At 72.2% G+C, this 16,203-nt stretch carries 13 protein-coding genes; 1 reads left to right on the forward strand and 12 read right to left on the reverse strand.

Annotation, left to right across the window (positions count from 1 at the left end):
• Positions 1-70: 70 nt before the first annotated feature.
• Genes ACQHII_RS32825 through ACQHII_RS32835 form a run of 3 tightly spaced genes read right to left on the reverse strand, consistent with a single transcriptional unit; the run spans position 71 to position 4,316 of the window.
• A complete protein-coding gene (locus tag ACQHII_RS32825) occupies positions 71-1,771 on the reverse strand; it encodes a carboxyl transferase domain-containing protein (protein WP_427922661.1) in 1,701 nt (566 codons plus the stop codon).
• Positions 1,764-3,209 (reverse strand): acyl-CoA synthetase, encoded by a 1,446-nt coding sequence (locus tag ACQHII_RS32830; RefSeq protein WP_427922662.1) that lies wholly within the window; start codon positions 3,207-3,209, stop codon positions 1,764-1,766. Before ACQHII_RS32830 ends, ACQHII_RS32825 begins: the two co-directional genes overlap by 8 nt.
• 60 nt (positions 3,210-3,269) lie before the next feature.
• The gene (locus ACQHII_RS32835; protein ID WP_427922663.1) at positions 3,270-4,316 is read right to left on the reverse strand and encodes a MerR family transcriptional regulator; all 1,047 of its coding nucleotides are present in this window, start codon (positions 4,314-4,316) and stop codon (positions 3,270-3,272) included.
• Positions 4,317-4,456: 140 nt separating this feature from the next.
• Between ACQHII_RS32835 and ACQHII_RS32840 the strand changes: the two genes are divergently transcribed.
• The gene (locus ACQHII_RS32840; protein ID WP_427922664.1) at positions 4,457-5,332 is read left to right on the forward strand and encodes an ATP-grasp domain-containing protein; all 876 of its coding nucleotides are present in this window, start codon (positions 4,457-4,459) and stop codon (positions 5,330-5,332) included.
• Here the strand turns inward: ACQHII_RS32840 and ACQHII_RS32845 are convergent.
• From ACQHII_RS32845 to ACQHII_RS32885, 9 genes are read right to left on the reverse strand one after another with little or no spacing between them, the layout of a single operon-like run.
• Positions 5,322-5,912 carry a hypothetical protein gene (locus ACQHII_RS32845; RefSeq protein ID WP_427922665.1) on the reverse strand — a complete coding sequence of 197 codons (591 nt, stop codon included), beginning with the start codon at positions 5,910-5,912 and terminating at the stop codon, positions 5,322-5,324. The two genes, ACQHII_RS32840 and ACQHII_RS32845, sit on opposite strands and share 11 nt — an antisense overlap.
• Positions 5,800-6,741: an FkbM family methyltransferase gene (locus tag ACQHII_RS32850; RefSeq protein ID WP_427922666.1), complete on the reverse strand. Its 942-nt coding sequence runs from the start codon at positions 6,739-6,741 to the stop codon at positions 5,800-5,802. Before ACQHII_RS32850 ends, ACQHII_RS32845 begins: the two co-directional genes overlap by 113 nt.
• Positions 6,738-6,947 carry a Trm112 family protein gene (locus ACQHII_RS32855; RefSeq protein ID WP_427922667.1) on the reverse strand — a complete coding sequence of 70 codons (210 nt, stop codon included), beginning with the start codon at positions 6,945-6,947 and terminating at the stop codon, positions 6,738-6,740. Before ACQHII_RS32855 ends, ACQHII_RS32850 begins: the two co-directional genes overlap by 4 nt.
• The gene (locus ACQHII_RS32860; protein ID WP_427925463.1) at positions 6,944-7,849 is read right to left on the reverse strand and encodes a hypothetical protein; all 906 of its coding nucleotides are present in this window, start codon (positions 7,847-7,849) and stop codon (positions 6,944-6,946) included. The genes ACQHII_RS32855 and ACQHII_RS32860 overlap by 4 nt, the downstream gene beginning before the upstream one ends.
• A gap of 23 nt (positions 7,850-7,872) precedes the next feature.
• Complete coding sequence (locus tag ACQHII_RS32865; protein ID WP_427922668.1) at positions 7,873-8,601, reverse strand: methyltransferase domain-containing protein; 729 nt, start codon at positions 8,599-8,601, stop codon at positions 7,873-7,875.
• A complete protein-coding gene (locus ACQHII_RS32870; RefSeq protein ID WP_427922669.1) occupies positions 8,598-9,887 on the reverse strand; it encodes a condensation protein in 1,290 nt (429 codons plus the stop codon). Before ACQHII_RS32870 ends, ACQHII_RS32865 begins: the two co-directional genes overlap by 4 nt.
• Positions 9,884-14,215, reverse strand: coding sequence for an alpha-(1->3)-arabinofuranosyltransferase domain-containing protein (locus ACQHII_RS32875; RefSeq protein ID WP_427925464.1), 4,332 nt, complete (start codon positions 14,213-14,215; stop codon positions 9,884-9,886). The genes ACQHII_RS32870 and ACQHII_RS32875 overlap by 4 nt, the downstream gene beginning before the upstream one ends.
• Positions 14,212-14,946, reverse strand: coding sequence for a class I SAM-dependent methyltransferase (locus ACQHII_RS32880; protein WP_427922670.1), 735 nt, complete (start codon positions 14,944-14,946; stop codon positions 14,212-14,214). The genes ACQHII_RS32875 and ACQHII_RS32880 overlap by 4 nt, the downstream gene beginning before the upstream one ends.
• Positions 14,943-16,130: a glycosyltransferase family 4 protein gene (locus tag ACQHII_RS32885; protein WP_427922671.1), complete on the reverse strand. Its 1,188-nt coding sequence runs from the start codon at positions 16,128-16,130 to the stop codon at positions 14,943-14,945. The genes ACQHII_RS32880 and ACQHII_RS32885 overlap by 4 nt, the downstream gene beginning before the upstream one ends.
• Positions 16,131-16,203 lie beyond the last annotated feature (73 nt).

Genomic DNA, 16,203 nt, shown 5'->3' on the forward strand with positions numbered 1-16,203 from the left:
TTTGTCTGTTATGTCTGAAGTAAATGGTGCATAAAGAGCACTGGAGGGCGTCCTCATGACAACCCGTCGCTCACACGGGCCCGGTCCTGATCACCCCCAACTCCGCCAAGTCCGCCGGACGGAGCCGGAGTTGGTCCGCCGTCCGCTCCGTCTCCGCCGGCGCCCGCTTCAGGATCGAGGTGGCGAGCTCCGGGGCGATCACCGAGAAGTAACTGTCGGGCGTGGCCCAGGTGTTGCCCGGCGCGGCCAGTGCCAGCGCACCCCCCGAACCGCCCTCGCCGATCAGCAGCGTGGTGATCGGAACCCGGGCGGAAGCCACCGCACCGAACAGCTGCGCGATCGCCGCCCCCGCCCCCTCCCGCTCCGCCGCGGCGTCGTTCGCCGCACCCGGCGTGTCCACCAGCGTCAGCACCGGCACCCCGAGCCGGTCCGCCAGCCGGATCAGCCGCGCGGCGGTCCGATACCCGGCCGGCCGCGTCGCCGTCCCCGCCTGCGCGGCAAACGCGATCGCCCGCCCCGCCCGCTCCCCGAACCCGCACAGCATGCCCGCGTCGGTACCACCGCACCGGTCCCCGCTGATCGCGAGCCGGTGGGTGAAGTAGTCGTCCAAGTAGCGCTCGGCACGCGGGCGTTGGGGGCTACGGGCACGCTGCACGGCTTCCCAGCCGGTGGCCGGTGGGTCGGCCGAGGTGTGCTGTACGGCCTCTTGCGCGCGCGTCGGTGGGTCGGTCGCGCCGAGGGCGGGTGGCGGGCCCTCCCGTCCGGTCGCCGGGGGTCCGGTCGAGATGCGCTCTACGGCTTCTCGCTCGGCGGGCGGTGGGTCGTCCGCGTCGAGGGTGGGTGCGGTGTCTGCCCGCACGGTCGAGGTGCGTTGCACGGTCTCTCGCGCGGGCGTCGGTGGGTCGGTCGCGCCGAAGGCCGGTGTCGCGTCCCCCTCTGGGGCTGCCGGGGGACTGTCCGTGGCGTGCCGGGTCGGCCGGGCACGGTGTGCGGCCAGTGCTGGGCGGTCCGTGTCGGCAGCGGGTGCCGTGTCCTCCCGTCCTGCCGTCGGCAGACCCGTCGCGCCGAGCGCCGCCGGCACCGGCGCCCGCCCCTCCCACGGCGTGGTCAGCAGCCGTAGCCACCTCCCCAGGGTGTCCCTCAGCTCCTCCGGTTCTACGATCGCGTCGGCCGCGCCCGCCGCCACCTGGGCCTCGGCCGTATACGCCGTGGGGTCCGTGTCCGGTGGGCGGACGCGGGAGCCCGCGAAGCCGATCTGGGCGCCGGGGAGCGCCAGGATCACGTCGGCGCCCGCGCCCAGCGTGGCCCAGCCGCCGCCCGTGGTGGGGTCGCGCAGCACCGCGATCTGGGGGAGGCCGGCCTCCCTCGTGAGCGCCGACTGGCGTGCCACGCGCTGGAGTTGGGTGAGGGCGATCATGCCCTCCTGCATCCGGCTGCCGCCGGTGGCGATCAACGGGACCACCGGCAAACGGTGTTCACGGGCATACGTGTACGCCGACTCCAGCCGGTCCCCGGTGCGCTCGCCCAGCGAGCCGCCGAGGAAGCCGAACTCGAAGGCGATCAGCACCGCCCGCGTGCCCCCGACCGTCGCCGTACCGCACACCACCGACTCCGACTCGCCCGTGCGGTCGGCGGCGCGGGCCCGCGAGGCGTCGTAGCCCTGCCAGGCGAGGGGACCGTCGGGCCTCGACTCCCTTACGGATTGCGGGAGTTCGCCGAAGTCATCTGCGACGAGGGCCAGAGTCTCGCGGGCGGACAGGCGGTCAGTCATGGGTCAGGGCGCGCTTGAGGATCTTCCCCATGTCGTTGCGGGGGAGCGCGGAGAGGAGGTGGAGGACGCGGGGGCGCTTGTGCGGGGCCAGGCGGCCCGCCACGTGGTCGGCCAACTCCGCCAGCTGCGGCGGGGATTGAGGGTCCGCCGGCACGATCCAGGCCACGATCCGTTCGCCCAGGTCGGGGTCCGGTTCACCGGTGACGGCGGCCTCGCGCACCCCGGGGTGTTCGAGCAGCGCGTTCTCGATCTCGCCCGCGCCGATCTTGTAACCCCCGCTCTTGATCAGGTCGGTGGCCTTGCGGCCGACGATCCGCACATAGCCGTCGGGATCGCGCACGGCCATGTCCCCGGTGCGGAACCAGCCGTCCGCGGTGAAGGCCGCGGCCGTCGCGTCGGGCCGGTTGAGGTACTCCGTGAACAGGTTCCGCCCGCGCACCTGGATCTCGCCCACGCTCTCGCCGTCGTACGTGGCGAGGGGCGTGCCGTCCTCCTCGACCAGGCGCAACTCCACGCCCGGCAGCGGGACCCCCACCGTCCCGGCGCGCGGCTCGCCGTCCGCCCGGACACTCGTGTTCATGAGGGTCTCCGTCATGCCGTAGCGCTCGATCACCCGGCGCCCGGTCGCCGACGCGATCCGCTCGTGGTCGTGGACCGGCAGCGCGGCCGAACCGGAGACCAACAGCCGTGCCCGGGCAAGGGACTTGGCGAGTCCGGGGTCGTCGGGCAGGGTCTCCGCGATGCGGTGGTACATCGTCGGGACGCCGAACAGCATGGTCGCCCCGTCGTTCAGCTCCCGCGCCACGCCCTCCGTGCTGAACCTGCCCAGGTGCCGCACCGAGCCGCCGCGCCGCAGCGGGCCCAGGATGCCCAGCACAAGACCGTGCACATGGAACAACGGCAGCCCGTGCACGAGCACGTCCTCGCCGGTCCACTGCCAGGCGTCGGCGAGCGCGTCCAGCGTCGTGGCGATCGCCCGGCGCGGAAGCACGGCGCCCTTGGGCGGGCCGGTGGTACCGGAGGTGTAGACGACGAGGGCGGGGTCCTCGTCGTCCGGAGAGACGGCCGGACCCTCGCCCCCGACACCCCGCACGTCGACATCGACGCGCTCCAACTCCCATAGTACGGGGGGCAGTTCGTCACCCGGAGCCGCCAGCACCAGAGTCGGCGCGCTGTCCGCCAGGATGTGCCCCAACTCCTTGTCGCCCGACTTCGGGTTGAGCGGCACGGCGGCCACCCCGGCCCGCAGGGCGGCGACCACGGCGACGGCCGTCTCCAGCGAGTTGGTGGCCCATACGGCGACCCGGTCGCGGCCCGCGCACCGGACCGCGAGGGCGTCGGCCGCAGCGCCCAGCTCCGCGTAGGTCAGGGACCGGTCGCTGAACCTGAGGGCGGGCTGCTCGCCCGGGTCGGTCAGGGCCGGGAAGAGGGTGGACACGCGGTGCGCTCCTTGGTCGTAGGGGGCATGGGTCCCCAGACCTCGGGGACACCCCCGTTCCTACACCACGTCCGCCACCACACAGCTGATGTTGTCCGGACCCCCGGCCGCGTTCGCCGCGTCGACCAGGGACCGTACGGTCTCCTCCGGGTCCCGGCCCGCGGTGAGGAGTTCGCGGATCCGGTGCTCCGGGACGACCGCGGTCAGGCCGTCCGAGCACAGGAGATAGCGGTCGCCGCGGCGGGTGTCGTGGAGCTTCAGGTCGGGGTCGCCGGTCGTCAACGCCTTGAGCAGCAAGGCGCGTTGGGGGTGCGAGCCGGCTTCCTCCGGTGTCAGCCGGCCCTCGTCGATCAGTGACTGGACGACCGAGTGGTCGTGGGTGATCCGGAACAGCCCGCCCTCGCGCAGCAGATACGCGCGCGAGTCCCCGATGTGCACGAGCGCCAGCTGCGAGCCCGTCCACAGCAGCGCGGTCAGGGTCGTGCCGTTCTCGCTCGGATCGGCCACGTCACGGACCGCGTCGGTGGCGCCCCGTACCGCCTCCTCCAGGAGGTTGAGCACATTGCCCGCCGGTACCTCCTCGGTGTCCAGGAACCGCAGCGCCTCCACCGCCGCGCTGCTCGCGGGCCCGCCCGCCGGGCCGAACCCGTCGGCGACCGCGAGCAGCCGCGCGCCCGCGTACGCGGTGTCCTGGTTGGCGGGGCGGACCCGCCCGCGGTCCGAGTGGGCGGAGTAACGCAGTTCGAGCATGGTGGTGTCCTTTCCGGGTACGGCGGCTACGGCCGTGAGTTGGTCGACGAGGAACCCGGCGAGATCCCGCCGTACCGCCGTCTCCGCCTCGACCCGGGCCCAGTAGGCACGGATCTCCCGGGCGGCGGCGGCCGGTTCGAGGGCGCACACCTCACGGATCGTGGCCAGCGGCATGCCCAGCCGCCGCAGCCACGCGACCAGCCGCGCCCGCTCCAGCTGCTCGACCGCGTAGTAGCGGTATCCGGTGTCGGGGTCGACGCGCGCGGGCCGCAGCAGCTCCAGCTCGTCGTACAGCCGCAGCGCCTTCGGCGACAGCCTGCACGCCCGCGCGAAGGCCCCGATCGTCAGCATGCTCATGCAGGCCCCCCTGTCTCTTCCGGTTCCGCCACCGATGCTGGGGCTTCACCGAGGGTGAAGGTCAATCCGGTTGCCCCGGTTGCGGGGGCCGTGGTTACCCTGCAAAAACGATCTACCGCCGTACGAAGCTGGAGGCTCCCGTGCCCCGAATCGCGCTTGCCACCTACGACCCCGGATCCGAGCCCAGCAAGGACCGCGACCTCCCGGTGCTGGTCGAGGCGTTGCGGGCGGCCGGGGCGGAGGCCGTGGCCGTCCCCTGGGACGACGAGGGGACCGACTGGGCCGGCTTCGACCTCGTCCTCATCCGCTCGACCTGGGACTACACCTGGCGGGCGGCCGAGTTCGTGGCCTGGGCCGAGCGGGTCGGCAAGGCCACGCGGCTCGCCAACCCGGTGCAGGTCGTGCGCTGGAACACCGACAAGCGCTACCTCGGCGACCTCGCCGCGGCCGGCGTACCCGTCGTACCGACCCGCTATCTCGCCGCCGGCGACCCGGCCGGCCTCCCCGACGACCACGAGTACGTCGTCAAGCCGACCTCCGGCGCGGGCGCCCGCTTCGCCGCCCGCTACACACCCGACGAGCACGAGACGGCCGTACGACAACTGGAGCGCATGCACGCGGAGGGCCTCACCGCGATGATCCAGCCGTACCTCACGAACGTGGACGTCAGCGGGGAGCGGGCGCTGCTCTTCTTCGGCGGGCGGTACGTCCACGCCTCCCGGAAGGGCGCCGTACTCTCGCGGGGCACGGCCTACGACGACGACAAGGTGTCCCACCCGGACCTGGAGCCGTGGACCGCGACCGAGGCCGAACTCGCCGTCGCCGAACGGGCGTTGGCCGCCGTACCGGATGCGCCGGAGCTGCTGTACGCGCGCGTGGACCTGGTGGACGGGCCGGACGGACAGCCGTGCGTGATGGAACTGGAGCTGGTCGAGCCGAACCTCTTCCTCGATCTGCATCCGGGGTCGTCGTTGGCCGCGGTGGTGGAGGCGGTGCTCGCCGCCGCTAGTCGCTGACCGCCGTTCTCTGGAGCAGCCCCCACGTGAACTCGGCCGCGCACCGGTGCCGTACGCCCTGCGCGTCCGGAGCGGTGAAGGCGAGGCCCCAGCGGGTGGGGGCCGTGCCCTCCAGGGGGCGGGCGGGGGCGAAGGCGCGGGCCGCCTCGTCGACCGTGCAGGACCAGGGGGTCAGGTCGTCGAGGGTGTGGAGGGGCGGGGGCGTGGCACCGGGGGCGCGGACCAGCCATTCGTTCCATACGGCGCCGTTCGGGGCCGTGAGCACCTCGAAGCGGAGGTCTGGCCAGAGCGGGACCGGCCACTGCCAGGCCTCGCAGTCCAGGTCGCCGAGCTTGCGGTGCACGCTCGATTCCGGGGTGCCGAGGATCGAGCGGTACCGGGAGGCGGCGGCCCGGCCTCTCGGGGAGTGCAGCATGGCCTGCCAGCGCTTGTTGGCCTCGCGCATGTCGGCGATCGAGACGCCCAGCTCATGACGGGCGTCCTCGACCAGGTCCGGGTTGTGGTCCGCCATGCGGCGCAGCAGGACGAGTTGGAAGTCGAGGGGGCTGAAGGGGCTCGCGGGGCGTTTCGCGTCGGGCATGCGATCCATCGTCGCGCACGGCACTGACATCGGGGCCGTGGCCACCGGGACCGCGGCCACCGGGGTTGCGGCCGTCGGGCAGGAACAGGACCGAGTTGACGTAACGGGGGCCGCGGGAGAAGGGCAGGACGCGGCGCAGCAGGCCTTGCGAGACGACGTACGAGGTGCGGGCCTGGTGGTCCTCCAGGGGGAAGGCCGACAGTCTCGTCCAGGTGGTGTCCGGCAGGACCCAGCCCTCGTAGCCCAGCAGCGACAGGTAGGTGACGACGGGCGCGATCGGCTGGATGCGTGACTCCAGTTCGACGAAGAGCGCGGGGCGGTCGCGGGTCAGCAGGCCGGTCGCGCCGTGCAGGACGGCCAGTTCGCTGCCGTCCACGTCGATCTTGATGAAGCCGACGTCCTTGAGGCCGAGCCCGTCGAGCGTGACACAGCGGACGTGCACGGCGCGGGCGTGGATGTCCCGGCGGACCAGCGAGGACACACCCCGGTCGCCCTCGTCGTCCGGCGGCAGCCACAGGCGTGCGGTGCCGGGGCGGTCGGAGGCGGCGGCCGGGATCACCCGGGCGTGCGCGGGGGCGGCAGCGGCGAGCAGTCGCGCCAGGTGCGGGACCGGTTCCACGGTCACGACCTGGCGCGCGTGTCTCCACAGGCGGTGCGTCCAGGGGCCGTACCAGCCGCCGACGTCGACCGCCGTACCGCAGTCGGGCGGCAACAGGTCGCCCAGGCGGGCCAGTTCGGGTTCGAAGCGGGGGTAGACGGCGCGGGCGATGGCGGCGACCAGGCGGGTGGGGAGGAAGGGCGCGAGGCGGGCGGTGAGAGTGGCTGTCATGGGGCCATCCGGTTGAGGAGTTCCAAGTGCTCCTCGTCGTCGGTCACTTGCTCTCCGGACGAGGGCAGGAGCTGGGGGATGCCGTCGACGATGGGGTAACGGCGGCGCAGGCGCGGGTTGTAGAGGGCGTCTGTGGGGAGCAGGTGCAGGGGGCCCTTGTCGAGCGGGCAGGCCAGGATCTTCAGCAGGGGGTCGTCCGGGTTCATGGGGGAGCCAACTCCTTGGCCTCGACCGGTCGTCGAGGCGCGTTGTCGTGCTTGGGCATGGTCAGCAGGACCATGACCGCCAGGGCCGTACCCCCGATCCGCAGGGACAGGCGCAGCGGATCGTGCGGCAGTGCCTCGCCGAACGCGAGGGTGCCGAGCACCGCCGTGAAGAGGCTCGTCACCGTCGTGCAGACCGGCACGATCAGCGAGGCGCGGCAGCGTTGCAGCGCCGCCTGGGACATCACCAGGCCGAACGCGCCCGTGCAGAGCAGGAGATACGGGTACGGGGACCGCAGCAGGTCAACCACCGCCCCGCCCAGGTCACTCGTGGTCAGGAAGCTCGACACCCCCTTGATGGCGAGCGAGCTGACCCCGTACAACAGGCCCACCGCCACGCCGTATTCGACGCCCGTGGTGGGCAGCCGGTGCCGGTGGGCCGCGCGGCGCTCGGTGGACCGGTACAGCCATACGCCGGCCGCCAGCGAAGGCACGCACACCAGCAGGATCAGCGGATAGGGCGCGGCGCGGCTGACGTGGTCCGAGCCCTCCTTCAGCGACAGCACGACCATCAGCAGGGCGGCGAGGATCGCGCCGAGCGCGTACCGTTCCCGGCCGCTGGTCCGCTCGCCGAGCATCCGCGCCGACAACAGCACGAGCAGCACCAGACCGGACACGAAGATGCCCTGCGCGGCGGCGATCGGCAGCGTCCGGTACACGGCGAGCTGCGCGCCGAACCCGGCGGCGAGAGCGAGGGACCCGCCGATCCACAACGGGCTGCCCAGCACCAGCCGCAGCAGCCGGGCCGGTTGACGGACCGTCACCTCGGGCAGGGCCGTCAGCGCCCGCTTCTCCAGCACGAAACCGGTGCTGTACAGCACGTTCGCCAACAGGGCCGCGGCCACTCCCCACCACACGGCCGCGCCCCCTACGTCTTCCGCGCGTGCAACAGCAGGATCGACGCCAACTGCGCTCTGACGCAGGCCAGTCGGTCGAAGGGGCGCAGTGGGCGCGGTACGCCGTGGAAGGGAGCGCCCTTGAGTCCTACGACCTCGAAGCCTGCCGCCGTCACGAACTCCCGTAGCGCGCGCGGGGTGTAGAGCCGCAGATGTCCTACGACCTCCTTGCCCGGGCGGCCGTGGATCGCGCGCAGGCTCACCTCCGAGAACACGGGCTGGACGCCGGCGAGCAGCAGGGCGCGGTTGTACCAGGCGGCCAAGTTCGGTGTGGACAGCATGAGATGACCTCCCGGACGCAGGACCCGGCGGATCTCGGCGAGCGCTGTGTCCGGGTCGACGAGATGCTCGACCACCTCGCTGAACAGCACGGCGTCGGCGACGGCCGTCCGCAGTGGCAGCGCGGTGAGTTCCCCACGGACCGTGTAAGGCAGGTGGGTTCGGGCTCGGGTCAGCGCGTCCTGGGACCAGTCGACGCCGATGACGCGGTGGCCGGTGAGGAGGGGTGCGGCGGTGGCCGCCGCGGTGCCGTCGCCGCAACCGATGTCGAGGATCGTGAGGGGGCGTTCGGTGGGCCGCCCCAGGGCGGTGGCCAGGACGCGGGCCTGGCGGAGGGAGCGGGAGGGGCCGGAGGCGACCGGGACGGCGGGGTTCTCGTAGAAGTCGCGGAGGCCGGGGTGGTGCGGGGCGGTGGTCGTCATGCCTCGTGCTCCTCCGTCGTGTGCAGGTAGCGCTCGAACAGGTCGCGGAGATGGGCGCCGTCGCCGGGGCCGAGGAGGGTGCGGGACCAGCGCAGGACCACGTGCAGCTTTCCTGCGGTGGAGGCGGTGGTCACGGTGAAGCCGCGGGGCATCCGGGCGGGCGCCGAGAACCACACGGCGTGCGCCCGCCCGGCCGGTTCGCCGAAGTCCAGGGCGTACGGGACACGGCCGATGTTGCTCAGGAGGGTGGTCGAGGTCCAGGGAGCGGCGGCTCTGCGCAGGCCCCGGGTGACGGTGGCCCGCCAGGCGACGGGGACGACGGGTGCAGTCAACAGGGCGGCCCCGTGGCCGAGTTGGGGGCGTGGGAGGGCTTTGAGCGCGCGGGTGCGGGTCGCCGTGCGGTGGAGCAGCTCGCCCATCTCGGGGGGGCCGGCGGTCAACTCGGCCGGAGCGAAGGTGACTTCGACGAGCCGGGTGCCGTTGCCGATGGGCATGTCCGTGCCCCGGGGACGGTCGTCGACGGGCATCGTGACGCGCAGTGGGCGGGGGTGTGCGCCGTGTTCGCGGTTCCAGTGGGCGATCATCAGGGCCGTCGCGACCATGAGTTGGTCGTTCACGGTGTACGGGGAGCCCTTGGGGCGGTGCGGGACGGCGAGTTCGGTGAGGAGGAGGCCGTTGCCGCCGGGGGAGGGGTCGGGGGTGCCGGGGGCGACGCGGGCGGGCGGGGCCCATACGGAGGGGGTGGCCGTGGAGGGTTCGGGGGTGTCCGGGGGGCGGGTCGGCGGGGCGGTCGGGGCGTTGTCCTTGCCGCCGTACAGCTCCGCTGCGGTGGCGAGGATGCGGAGGCAGGCGGGGCCGTCCAGCGCGGTGTGGTTGACGGTGAGGAGGAGGGCGGTTCCGTGGGGGAGTTCGACTGCTTCCAGGCGGATGGGTGGGGATGCGGTCAGGGGCGGGGTGTGGTCGAGGGAGCGGGTGCGGGCGTGTTTGAGGGCGTCGGGGGTGGCGGGCGTGAAGGTCAGCACCTCCACGTCCGGGTCGTCGGTCAACTCCCATTCGTAGCGGCGGCGGTACCAGGGGCCCGGGGCCTCGCGCATGAGGATGCGGGGGTGGTGGTGGAGGGCTTGGGCGAAAGCGGTGCGGAGCCGTTCCGGGTCTACGGGGCCCGGGAGATGGACCTCTATGTGGACGGTTTCCGGTTCGGTGGACTGGTGGCAGTGGCGGGCTATTTCGTCGACTGTGGGGAAGGGGATGCGGGTTGGGGAGCGGGGGTGGTCGAGTGTGGTCATTGGGGGTCGTCCTCTTGGTGCGGGTCTGTGGGGGCTGGTCGCGCCCGCGCGGCGGAGCCGCTGATGTCACGGCCCCGCGCCCCTGAAGGGGCGCTGCCGCGGGCCTGGGCTGTGATGGTGCGGCTCGACTCCACTGACCCAGGCATCTCGGCCAGGGCGCTTGTTCCTCGCTCTCTTTGCGGCAGAGGTGGGGCGGGTATTGTTTCCGTCTCCGTCCACTCCCGTACGCTCACCAACCCCGCGAACAACCCGATCAGCGCCAGGAGTTGGGCCGCGCCGCTGAACGCTCCCTCGCCCGCGCCCACCGGGTCGCCGGCGCCCGTCGCCGCCACGATCCCCACGCCCGCCAGCGCCACGAACGCGATCGGGACGAGCAGTGCGTGGCGGCGATACGCCAGCAGCGCCAACGCCGGGACCAGTAGGGCGAACCAGCCCGCGATCACCGCTCCCACCAGCGTCAGGGCCACAGTGCCCAGCCACAGACCCGGGAGGGGCGGGGGTGGTTGGAGCTCGTCGGGGTTGGGCTCTCGGCGGCGCCAGATCACCAGGGCCAGGAGGACGGCCACCGCCGCCCCACTGCCGATGAGGCCTGCTTCGTACGTCGTTGCCGGGGTGTAGGAGAGCTTGATCGTGCCGCCCGCGCCCGCGGGGACGCGCCAGCCCTGTTGCCAGCCGTCGAGGCGGACCGGGGACAGCTCCTTGCCGTCGAGGGTGGCTTTCCAGCCGTCGTTGTAGTTCTCGTACGTGGTGAGGTAGGAGGCTGTGCCCGAGCCGACCGTCACCTCGCGGCGGTCGCCGAGCCAGTCCACGACCCGCAGGTCCCGACCCGCGTCCGTCGCCGCTGTCACACTTCCGCGGGTGAGTGTCACGTCTGTCAGGGAGAGGGGCCCCGCGTCGCCCGCCTCGACCCGGTGCGTGCCCGATGTCAGCTGCAACCCCGGCTCCATACTCCCTTCCTGACAGAGCGTCACCTCTACTGCCCGGCGCTCCGTCAGATCCCGTACCGTCCCCGTCACGCTCGTCTGGTACAGCTCACCGTCGACCGCCACCACCGGGCCCTTTCCGCAGGCCAGCTGGAACGTGCGGGTGGGGTCGGGCTGGGGGGTGCGGTACTGGTCGAGGGCCGGGACGTATGCCTCGGACAGGCCCACGGGGAGTTGGAGGTTCTCGTCGGCCACCGGGTTGTGGAGGGTGAGCGGGGCCGTCTTCGTGATCGTGATGTCGAGGTGGTCCGTGGTGATCGGATCGAAGCGGACCACGCCGTTCTCGTCGACGCCGGCGATCGTCGCGCCGTCGGGCGAGCTGATGTCGACCTCGGTCGCACGGGTCGACAGACCGCCCGCGGGCGCCAACACCACTTCTCCCACTGCCTGTTTGCCGGTCCAGGACAGGTGGATCGTCGGGCGGTCGCCCGCCACCCACCCCGTCGTCAGGTCGCCGTCCGTCAGGTTGCGGGCCGAGAGGCCCGCCCCGAGCGCCGCCGTGGAGTCCGCCGTGGCCGTGATGCGGTGCTGCTGGGCGGGGGCCACCTCGTAGAGGAGTCTGTCCAACTCCTCGCCGGGGATCGCCACCGCGCTCGCCTTCATCTCGTACGTTCCCGCCGTCGACGTCGAGAACGTACGGTGCAGGCCCGCTTCCGTCCCCGTCGGGGAGAGCCCGGTCGGGTCGGCCGTGCGGTGCAGGGAGATGATCTCGGCGGCGGCGTCGGAGCTGTTCGCGTCGGTGGGGAGTTTCAGGAGCCGGGTCACCTGGACGTGCGGCAGGGCGATCTCGGAGAAGCCCGCACCGGTGAGTCCGGTGCGGCGGGCCACCGAGTCGACGATCGTCAGCTTCATCCAACTCGTCGTGCCGGAAGGGGCTTTGATCGTCTGCGTCATGCCGTTCGGCTGGAGATAGCTGGTCGCCGACCCCTTCGCCGTCTCCACCCGCACCTCCGTCGCCGCAGCCCGCACGCTCTCCTGCGGAAGCGGGGTCACCTTGAACGAACCCGGCATGTCGTACGACCCGCCGGTGAAGCCGATGCGCAGCCACTGCCCGTTCGGGGAGCCCGCCGCGCCCTCGGCCCACGCGGTGTCGGGGTTGCCGTCGAAGGCGTTCACCGGGTCGAACTGGGGCAGCTGGAACAGCCAGTTGCCGCTGGAGGACGCCGTCACCGAGCGCGCGCCGCGCAGTTCCGCCACCGTCTGATGGGCGATGCCCTTCGTCGGCAGGATCTGCTTCGGCTTCTTGCCCGCGTCCTGGACGGCGTCCGGCGCGTTGCGTTCGTCGGGTGTGTACGTGTACGAGGTGTTGGCGTCGACCAGGCCGAACCGGGTGTCCGCGCGGCGCAGTCCGTCACCGAGGACCTGGAGGGTGGGGGAGCCCAGCCCCGGATGGTTGTCACCGGTCAACACCGTTGCCCGCCCCCGGAGTTCGGTCGCCAGAGGCAGCAGGGACTCCGGTCCGCCGGAGACCACCGCCGTGTCCGCCACCGGCGTCAGGCCCGCCTGGCCCGGCCGTACGACGTCCTTGCTCGTCGGCTCGTAGATCTCCACCGCGCGCTGGCGCGGGTAGAGGCCCTCGACCTGGAGGGGTGTGTCGTTGGCGATCCGGCCGCCGGTCATGACCGGGCCGAGGCCGGTCACCCGCTGGTAGCCGGACTGTTCCAGGGCGCGCTTGACGGTGGTCGTCGGGACGTAGCCGATCTGGTCCGGATCGAGGTCGTTGCGGACGACGACGTAGTAGATGCCCGCGCGGCTCAAGTAGTCGGCCAGTCCCGGGACTTCGCCGCCAGAGTCCAGCGCCTGCTCCACCGCGTCCATCGCGCGCCGGTTGCCGGGGGTGCCCATCGGGACGTAATCCCGTTCCGCCCAGCGGGAGTCGGCCAGGACATCCAGGGGCTCGTCGATGGGCGAGCCCCAGGTGTAGATGCCGTGCGCGGTCGCCGGGACGACCAGGGCACGCGAGTCGGGGGAGTACTTGTGCAGCCAATCGGCCGTGGACTGCCAGTACTTGGGCAACTGCTGGAACGAACCCGGGTTCAGGATCGACCCGTTGAGATACGGCCACGCGAGGCCGGGGAGGACAAGGACCGCGGCGATCAGCGGGGCGTACCGGCGGCCGGGAACCGGGCGGGCCCCGCGTGTCTCGGCCGCCACACCCACCAGGTGGGCCAGACCCAGGACGAGTGCGAGAGCGAGCCCCGCCTGGAACTTGTAGATGTTGCGGAACGGGACGAGCGGGCCGTTCAGCCAGTCCTGGACCAGCCCGTGGAAGGGGGCCCCGAACGAGCCGCCGTACCCGGCGAACAGGATCAGCGCGACCGACACCCCGACCAGCACCAGCCAGCGCCGCTCCGGCATGTCCCGGCGGGCCAGCCCGGCGAGACCGAGGCCCGCAGCGAGCGCCGAGCACACGATCACGATCACCGACGAGGCGACCGTCCAGCCGGCCGGTATCCATGCCTCGCCGAGGTGCAGATAGGCGACCCAGTCACCGGCTCCGCGCAGGCCCTCCGTCGCCGACATGGTGTCGGTCGTGGTCTGCGAAGTCTCCACGTAGGGAAGGAAGTTCTCGCCGTAGACACCGAGCATCAGCAGCGGGATCCACCACCAGGCCGTGGCCAGCACGACCCCCGGCACCCACCAGGCGATCAGCTTGCGCTGCCGTGGTCCGGGCGGGCGGGACAGCAGATACAGGCCCACCGGGAACAGGGACGCGAGGGTCGCCGCCGCGTTGACCCCGCCCATGAACGGGACGATCAGCGCCGAGCGCAGGGCGGCCACCCGGGCCGTGTAGCGCTCGTTGGTCAGCGGCAGCAGGACCCAGGGGAGGAAGGCGCCGGGCAGCGCGGCGGCCGAGGTCGAGCCGACGACGATCGTGAACACCGGCCACAGCGCGTAGGTCACGGCGGCGAGCAGCCGGGACGCCGGGCTCCCGACCCGCAGCCGCTCGGCCAGCCGCAACGCGCCCCAGAAGGCCACCGAGACGACCAGCGACAACCACAGGCGTTCCGCCAGCCACACCGGCAGGTGCACGGCGTGCGCCAGCCAGTAGAACGGCAGCATCGGCCAGAGATAGCCCGCGTACTGGTCCTGGATACCGCCGAAGGAACCCCGGTCGTGCCACAACTGGCCCAGATCGGCGAGGAATTGGCCCGGGTCGACGGTGACGCCGAGTTTGGTGTCGAAGGTCTGCCGACCCGGGTGCACGGCGAGGAACAGCACGAACACCACGGCCCAGAACCCCAGCAGCCAGCGCCGCGACCTCGGACCCTCCGGGGGCCCTGCCAGGGTCGTGCTGGTGGGATCGGCCGCCGGGGGCGGAGCCTGGACCGTGGTCGCCGTCATCGTGGACACCGCCGGAGGATGAGGAGGAGGTTCCAGGTGGCCAACTCCCTTATCCCGGGCGCCTTGACGACGGCTCGGTCGAGGAAGGGCCAGTAGCGGGAGCGCGCCGCGACGACCGTCACGTCGTCGCGGGCGCGGACCTGCCGCAGGGTGGCACCGATGTGCACGGCGAACAGGTTCTCGCCGAGGGTGTGCTTGGCGGGCCTTCCGGTACGGCGCCGGTAGCGGGCCCGGGCCCGCTCGGCACCGAGGTAGTGCCAGGGTGCCCACTCGTGACCGCCCCACGGGGACAGCCAGTTGGTGAACGACACATAGATCAGCCCACCGGGCCGGGTGACCCGGGCCAGCTCACTGAGAAACGTCTGCGGATCGGCCACGTGCTCAAGGACGTTGGACGAGAAGGTCACATCGGCGACCCCGTCCGACAGGGGGAGCAGATACCCGTCCGCGACGACCGTCCCGTCCGGCGGCTTCTGCCCCAACTCCCTTACGTCGGGCTCGAACAGGTAGGCGTGGGCGCCGCGCCGCCGGAACTCCTCGGTGAAGTAGCCGCTTCCACCGCCGACATCGACGACTGTGCGTCCGGTGACGGGACCGTCGTAGGCCTCGACCTGATCGGCGGCGTCGCGAGCGAGGAGCGAGTAGCAGAACTCCGGGTCGTCCTGCTCATGCAGAAAGGCACGGAAGAGGGCCACCGACCTGCGCAGGGAGGGATCCTTGGGGCCGGTCACGACCCCCAGCCCCTCACCGCCTCGGCGGCAACGGCCCGAAACTGTCTGACGGTCCGGTGCCAGCGATAACGCGCCGCCCGATCACGGGCCGCCTTGCCCATCAGCTCACGGCGATGGGTGGACAGCGCAAGCGTGCACCAGGCAGCCGCGAAGGAAGACTCTCCCCGCGCCAGTACCCCGGTCTCGCCGTCGACCACGGAGTCCCGCAGCCCAGGCACGTCGAACGCGATCGCCGGCGTCTCCCGGGCGGCAGCCTCCGTCACCACCAGCCCCCACCCCTCCAGCGCGGAGGGATGCAGCAACAGCCAGGCAGCGCAGAGGAGTTCGTGTTTCCGCGCCTCCGAGACATGGCCGGTGAACTCCACCCCGGGCCCCGCGAGTCGCTCCAGCCGCTCCCGCTCGGGCCCATCGCCGACGATCAGCAACCGCCCGCCGGTGACCGGCCGCACCCGCTCCCACAGCCGCAGCAGCAGATCGATCCGCTTGTACTCGACCAGCCGCCCCACCGCCACGAACAACGGCTCCGGCGAGCGCTCGGCACAAGGGCCGGGTTCCTCGACTCCGTTGTGGACGACCCGGATCCGGTCCCGCTCGATCCCGATGCCGCGCAGTGCGTGCGCGGTGGAGGGGGAGACCGCGACCAGCAGGCCGCGATGCTGCGCCCCGGTCAGCGCCCACTGTTCGAGCCGCCGGCCGATCCGGGCCGCCGGGGCCATCGGACCGTCGAACCGCATCCTCCACAGGTCCGTGTGGACGTGGTTGACCAGGCAGATGGTCGGCCCGTGATGCCAGACGGGAGCGAAGTAGGGCATGCCGTTGCACACCTCGACCAGCAGATCGCAGTCACCGATCCGCCGGCTGAAGGCCGTACGGGCGCGCAGGTAGTGGCCGTAGGTACCGCCCGCCGACACCACGCGGTAGTCGTGGTACGCCGCGGGGCCGCCGCACAGCAGGGTCACCTGGTGGCCGAGCCGGGTCAGGCCGTCGGCGAGTCTGTCCACGAGGAGTTCGGAGCCGCCGGCCGAGGGGTTGTCGAGATCCCGGTGGGCGAGGAAGACGATCCGGCGCGGTTGCGGCACCGGCGTCGCGTGGTGCTGCGCGGCTGGTGGGGACGCGGTGCGGTGGGGGTCCCCCCACCCGAGTGAGTTCGAGGGTGGGGGAGGAGGGGGCACGTGCTGGGGCATGGGTGCTCCAACTCGTCTCGGGGTGCGGAACTCGGTGGGGACATGGGAGGACAAGGGCTGGCAGGGGCTGAAA

The organism is Streptomyces sp. cg40 (genome assembly GCF_050320165.1).
Taxonomy (GTDB): Bacteria; Actinomycetota; Actinomycetes; order Streptomycetales; family Streptomycetaceae; genus Streptomyces; species Streptomyces hokutonensis.

What these genes read in the sequence shown, in the direction of transcription:
- ACQHII_RS32825 (WP_427922661.1), bottom strand. Translation starts at nt 1,771, where the DNA reads ATGACTGACCGCCTGTCCGCCCGCGAGACTCTGGCCCTCGTCGCAGAT.
- ACQHII_RS32835 (WP_427922663.1), bottom strand. Translation starts at nt 4,316, where the DNA reads ATGAGCATGCTGACGATCGGGGCCTTCGCGCGGGCGTGCAGGCTGTCG.
- ACQHII_RS32845 (WP_427922665.1), bottom strand. Translation starts at nt 5,912, where the DNA reads ATGCCCGACGCGAAACGCCCCGCGAGCCCCTTCAGCCCCCTCGACTTC.
- ACQHII_RS32850 (WP_427922666.1), bottom strand. Translation starts at nt 6,741, where the DNA reads ATGACAGCCACTCTCACCGCCCGCCTCGCGCCCTTCCTCCCCACCCGC.
- ACQHII_RS32855 (WP_427922667.1), bottom strand. Translation starts at nt 6,947, where the DNA reads ATGAACCCGGACGACCCCCTGCTGAAGATCCTGGCCTGCCCGCTCGAC.
- ACQHII_RS32865 (WP_427922668.1), bottom strand. Translation starts at nt 8,601, where the DNA reads ATGACGACCACCGCCCCGCACCACCCCGGCCTCCGCGACTTCTACGAG.
- ACQHII_RS32870 (WP_427922669.1), bottom strand. Translation starts at nt 9,887, where the DNA reads ATGACCACACTCGACCACCCCCGCTCCCCAACCCGCATCCCCTTCCCC.
- ACQHII_RS32875 (WP_427925464.1), bottom strand. Translation starts at nt 14,215, where the DNA reads ATGACGGCGACCACGGTCCAGGCTCCGCCCCCGGCGGCCGATCCCACC.
- ACQHII_RS32885 (WP_427922671.1), bottom strand. Translation starts at nt 16,130, where the DNA reads ATGCCCCAGCACGTGCCCCCTCCTCCCCCACCCTCGAACTCACTCGGG.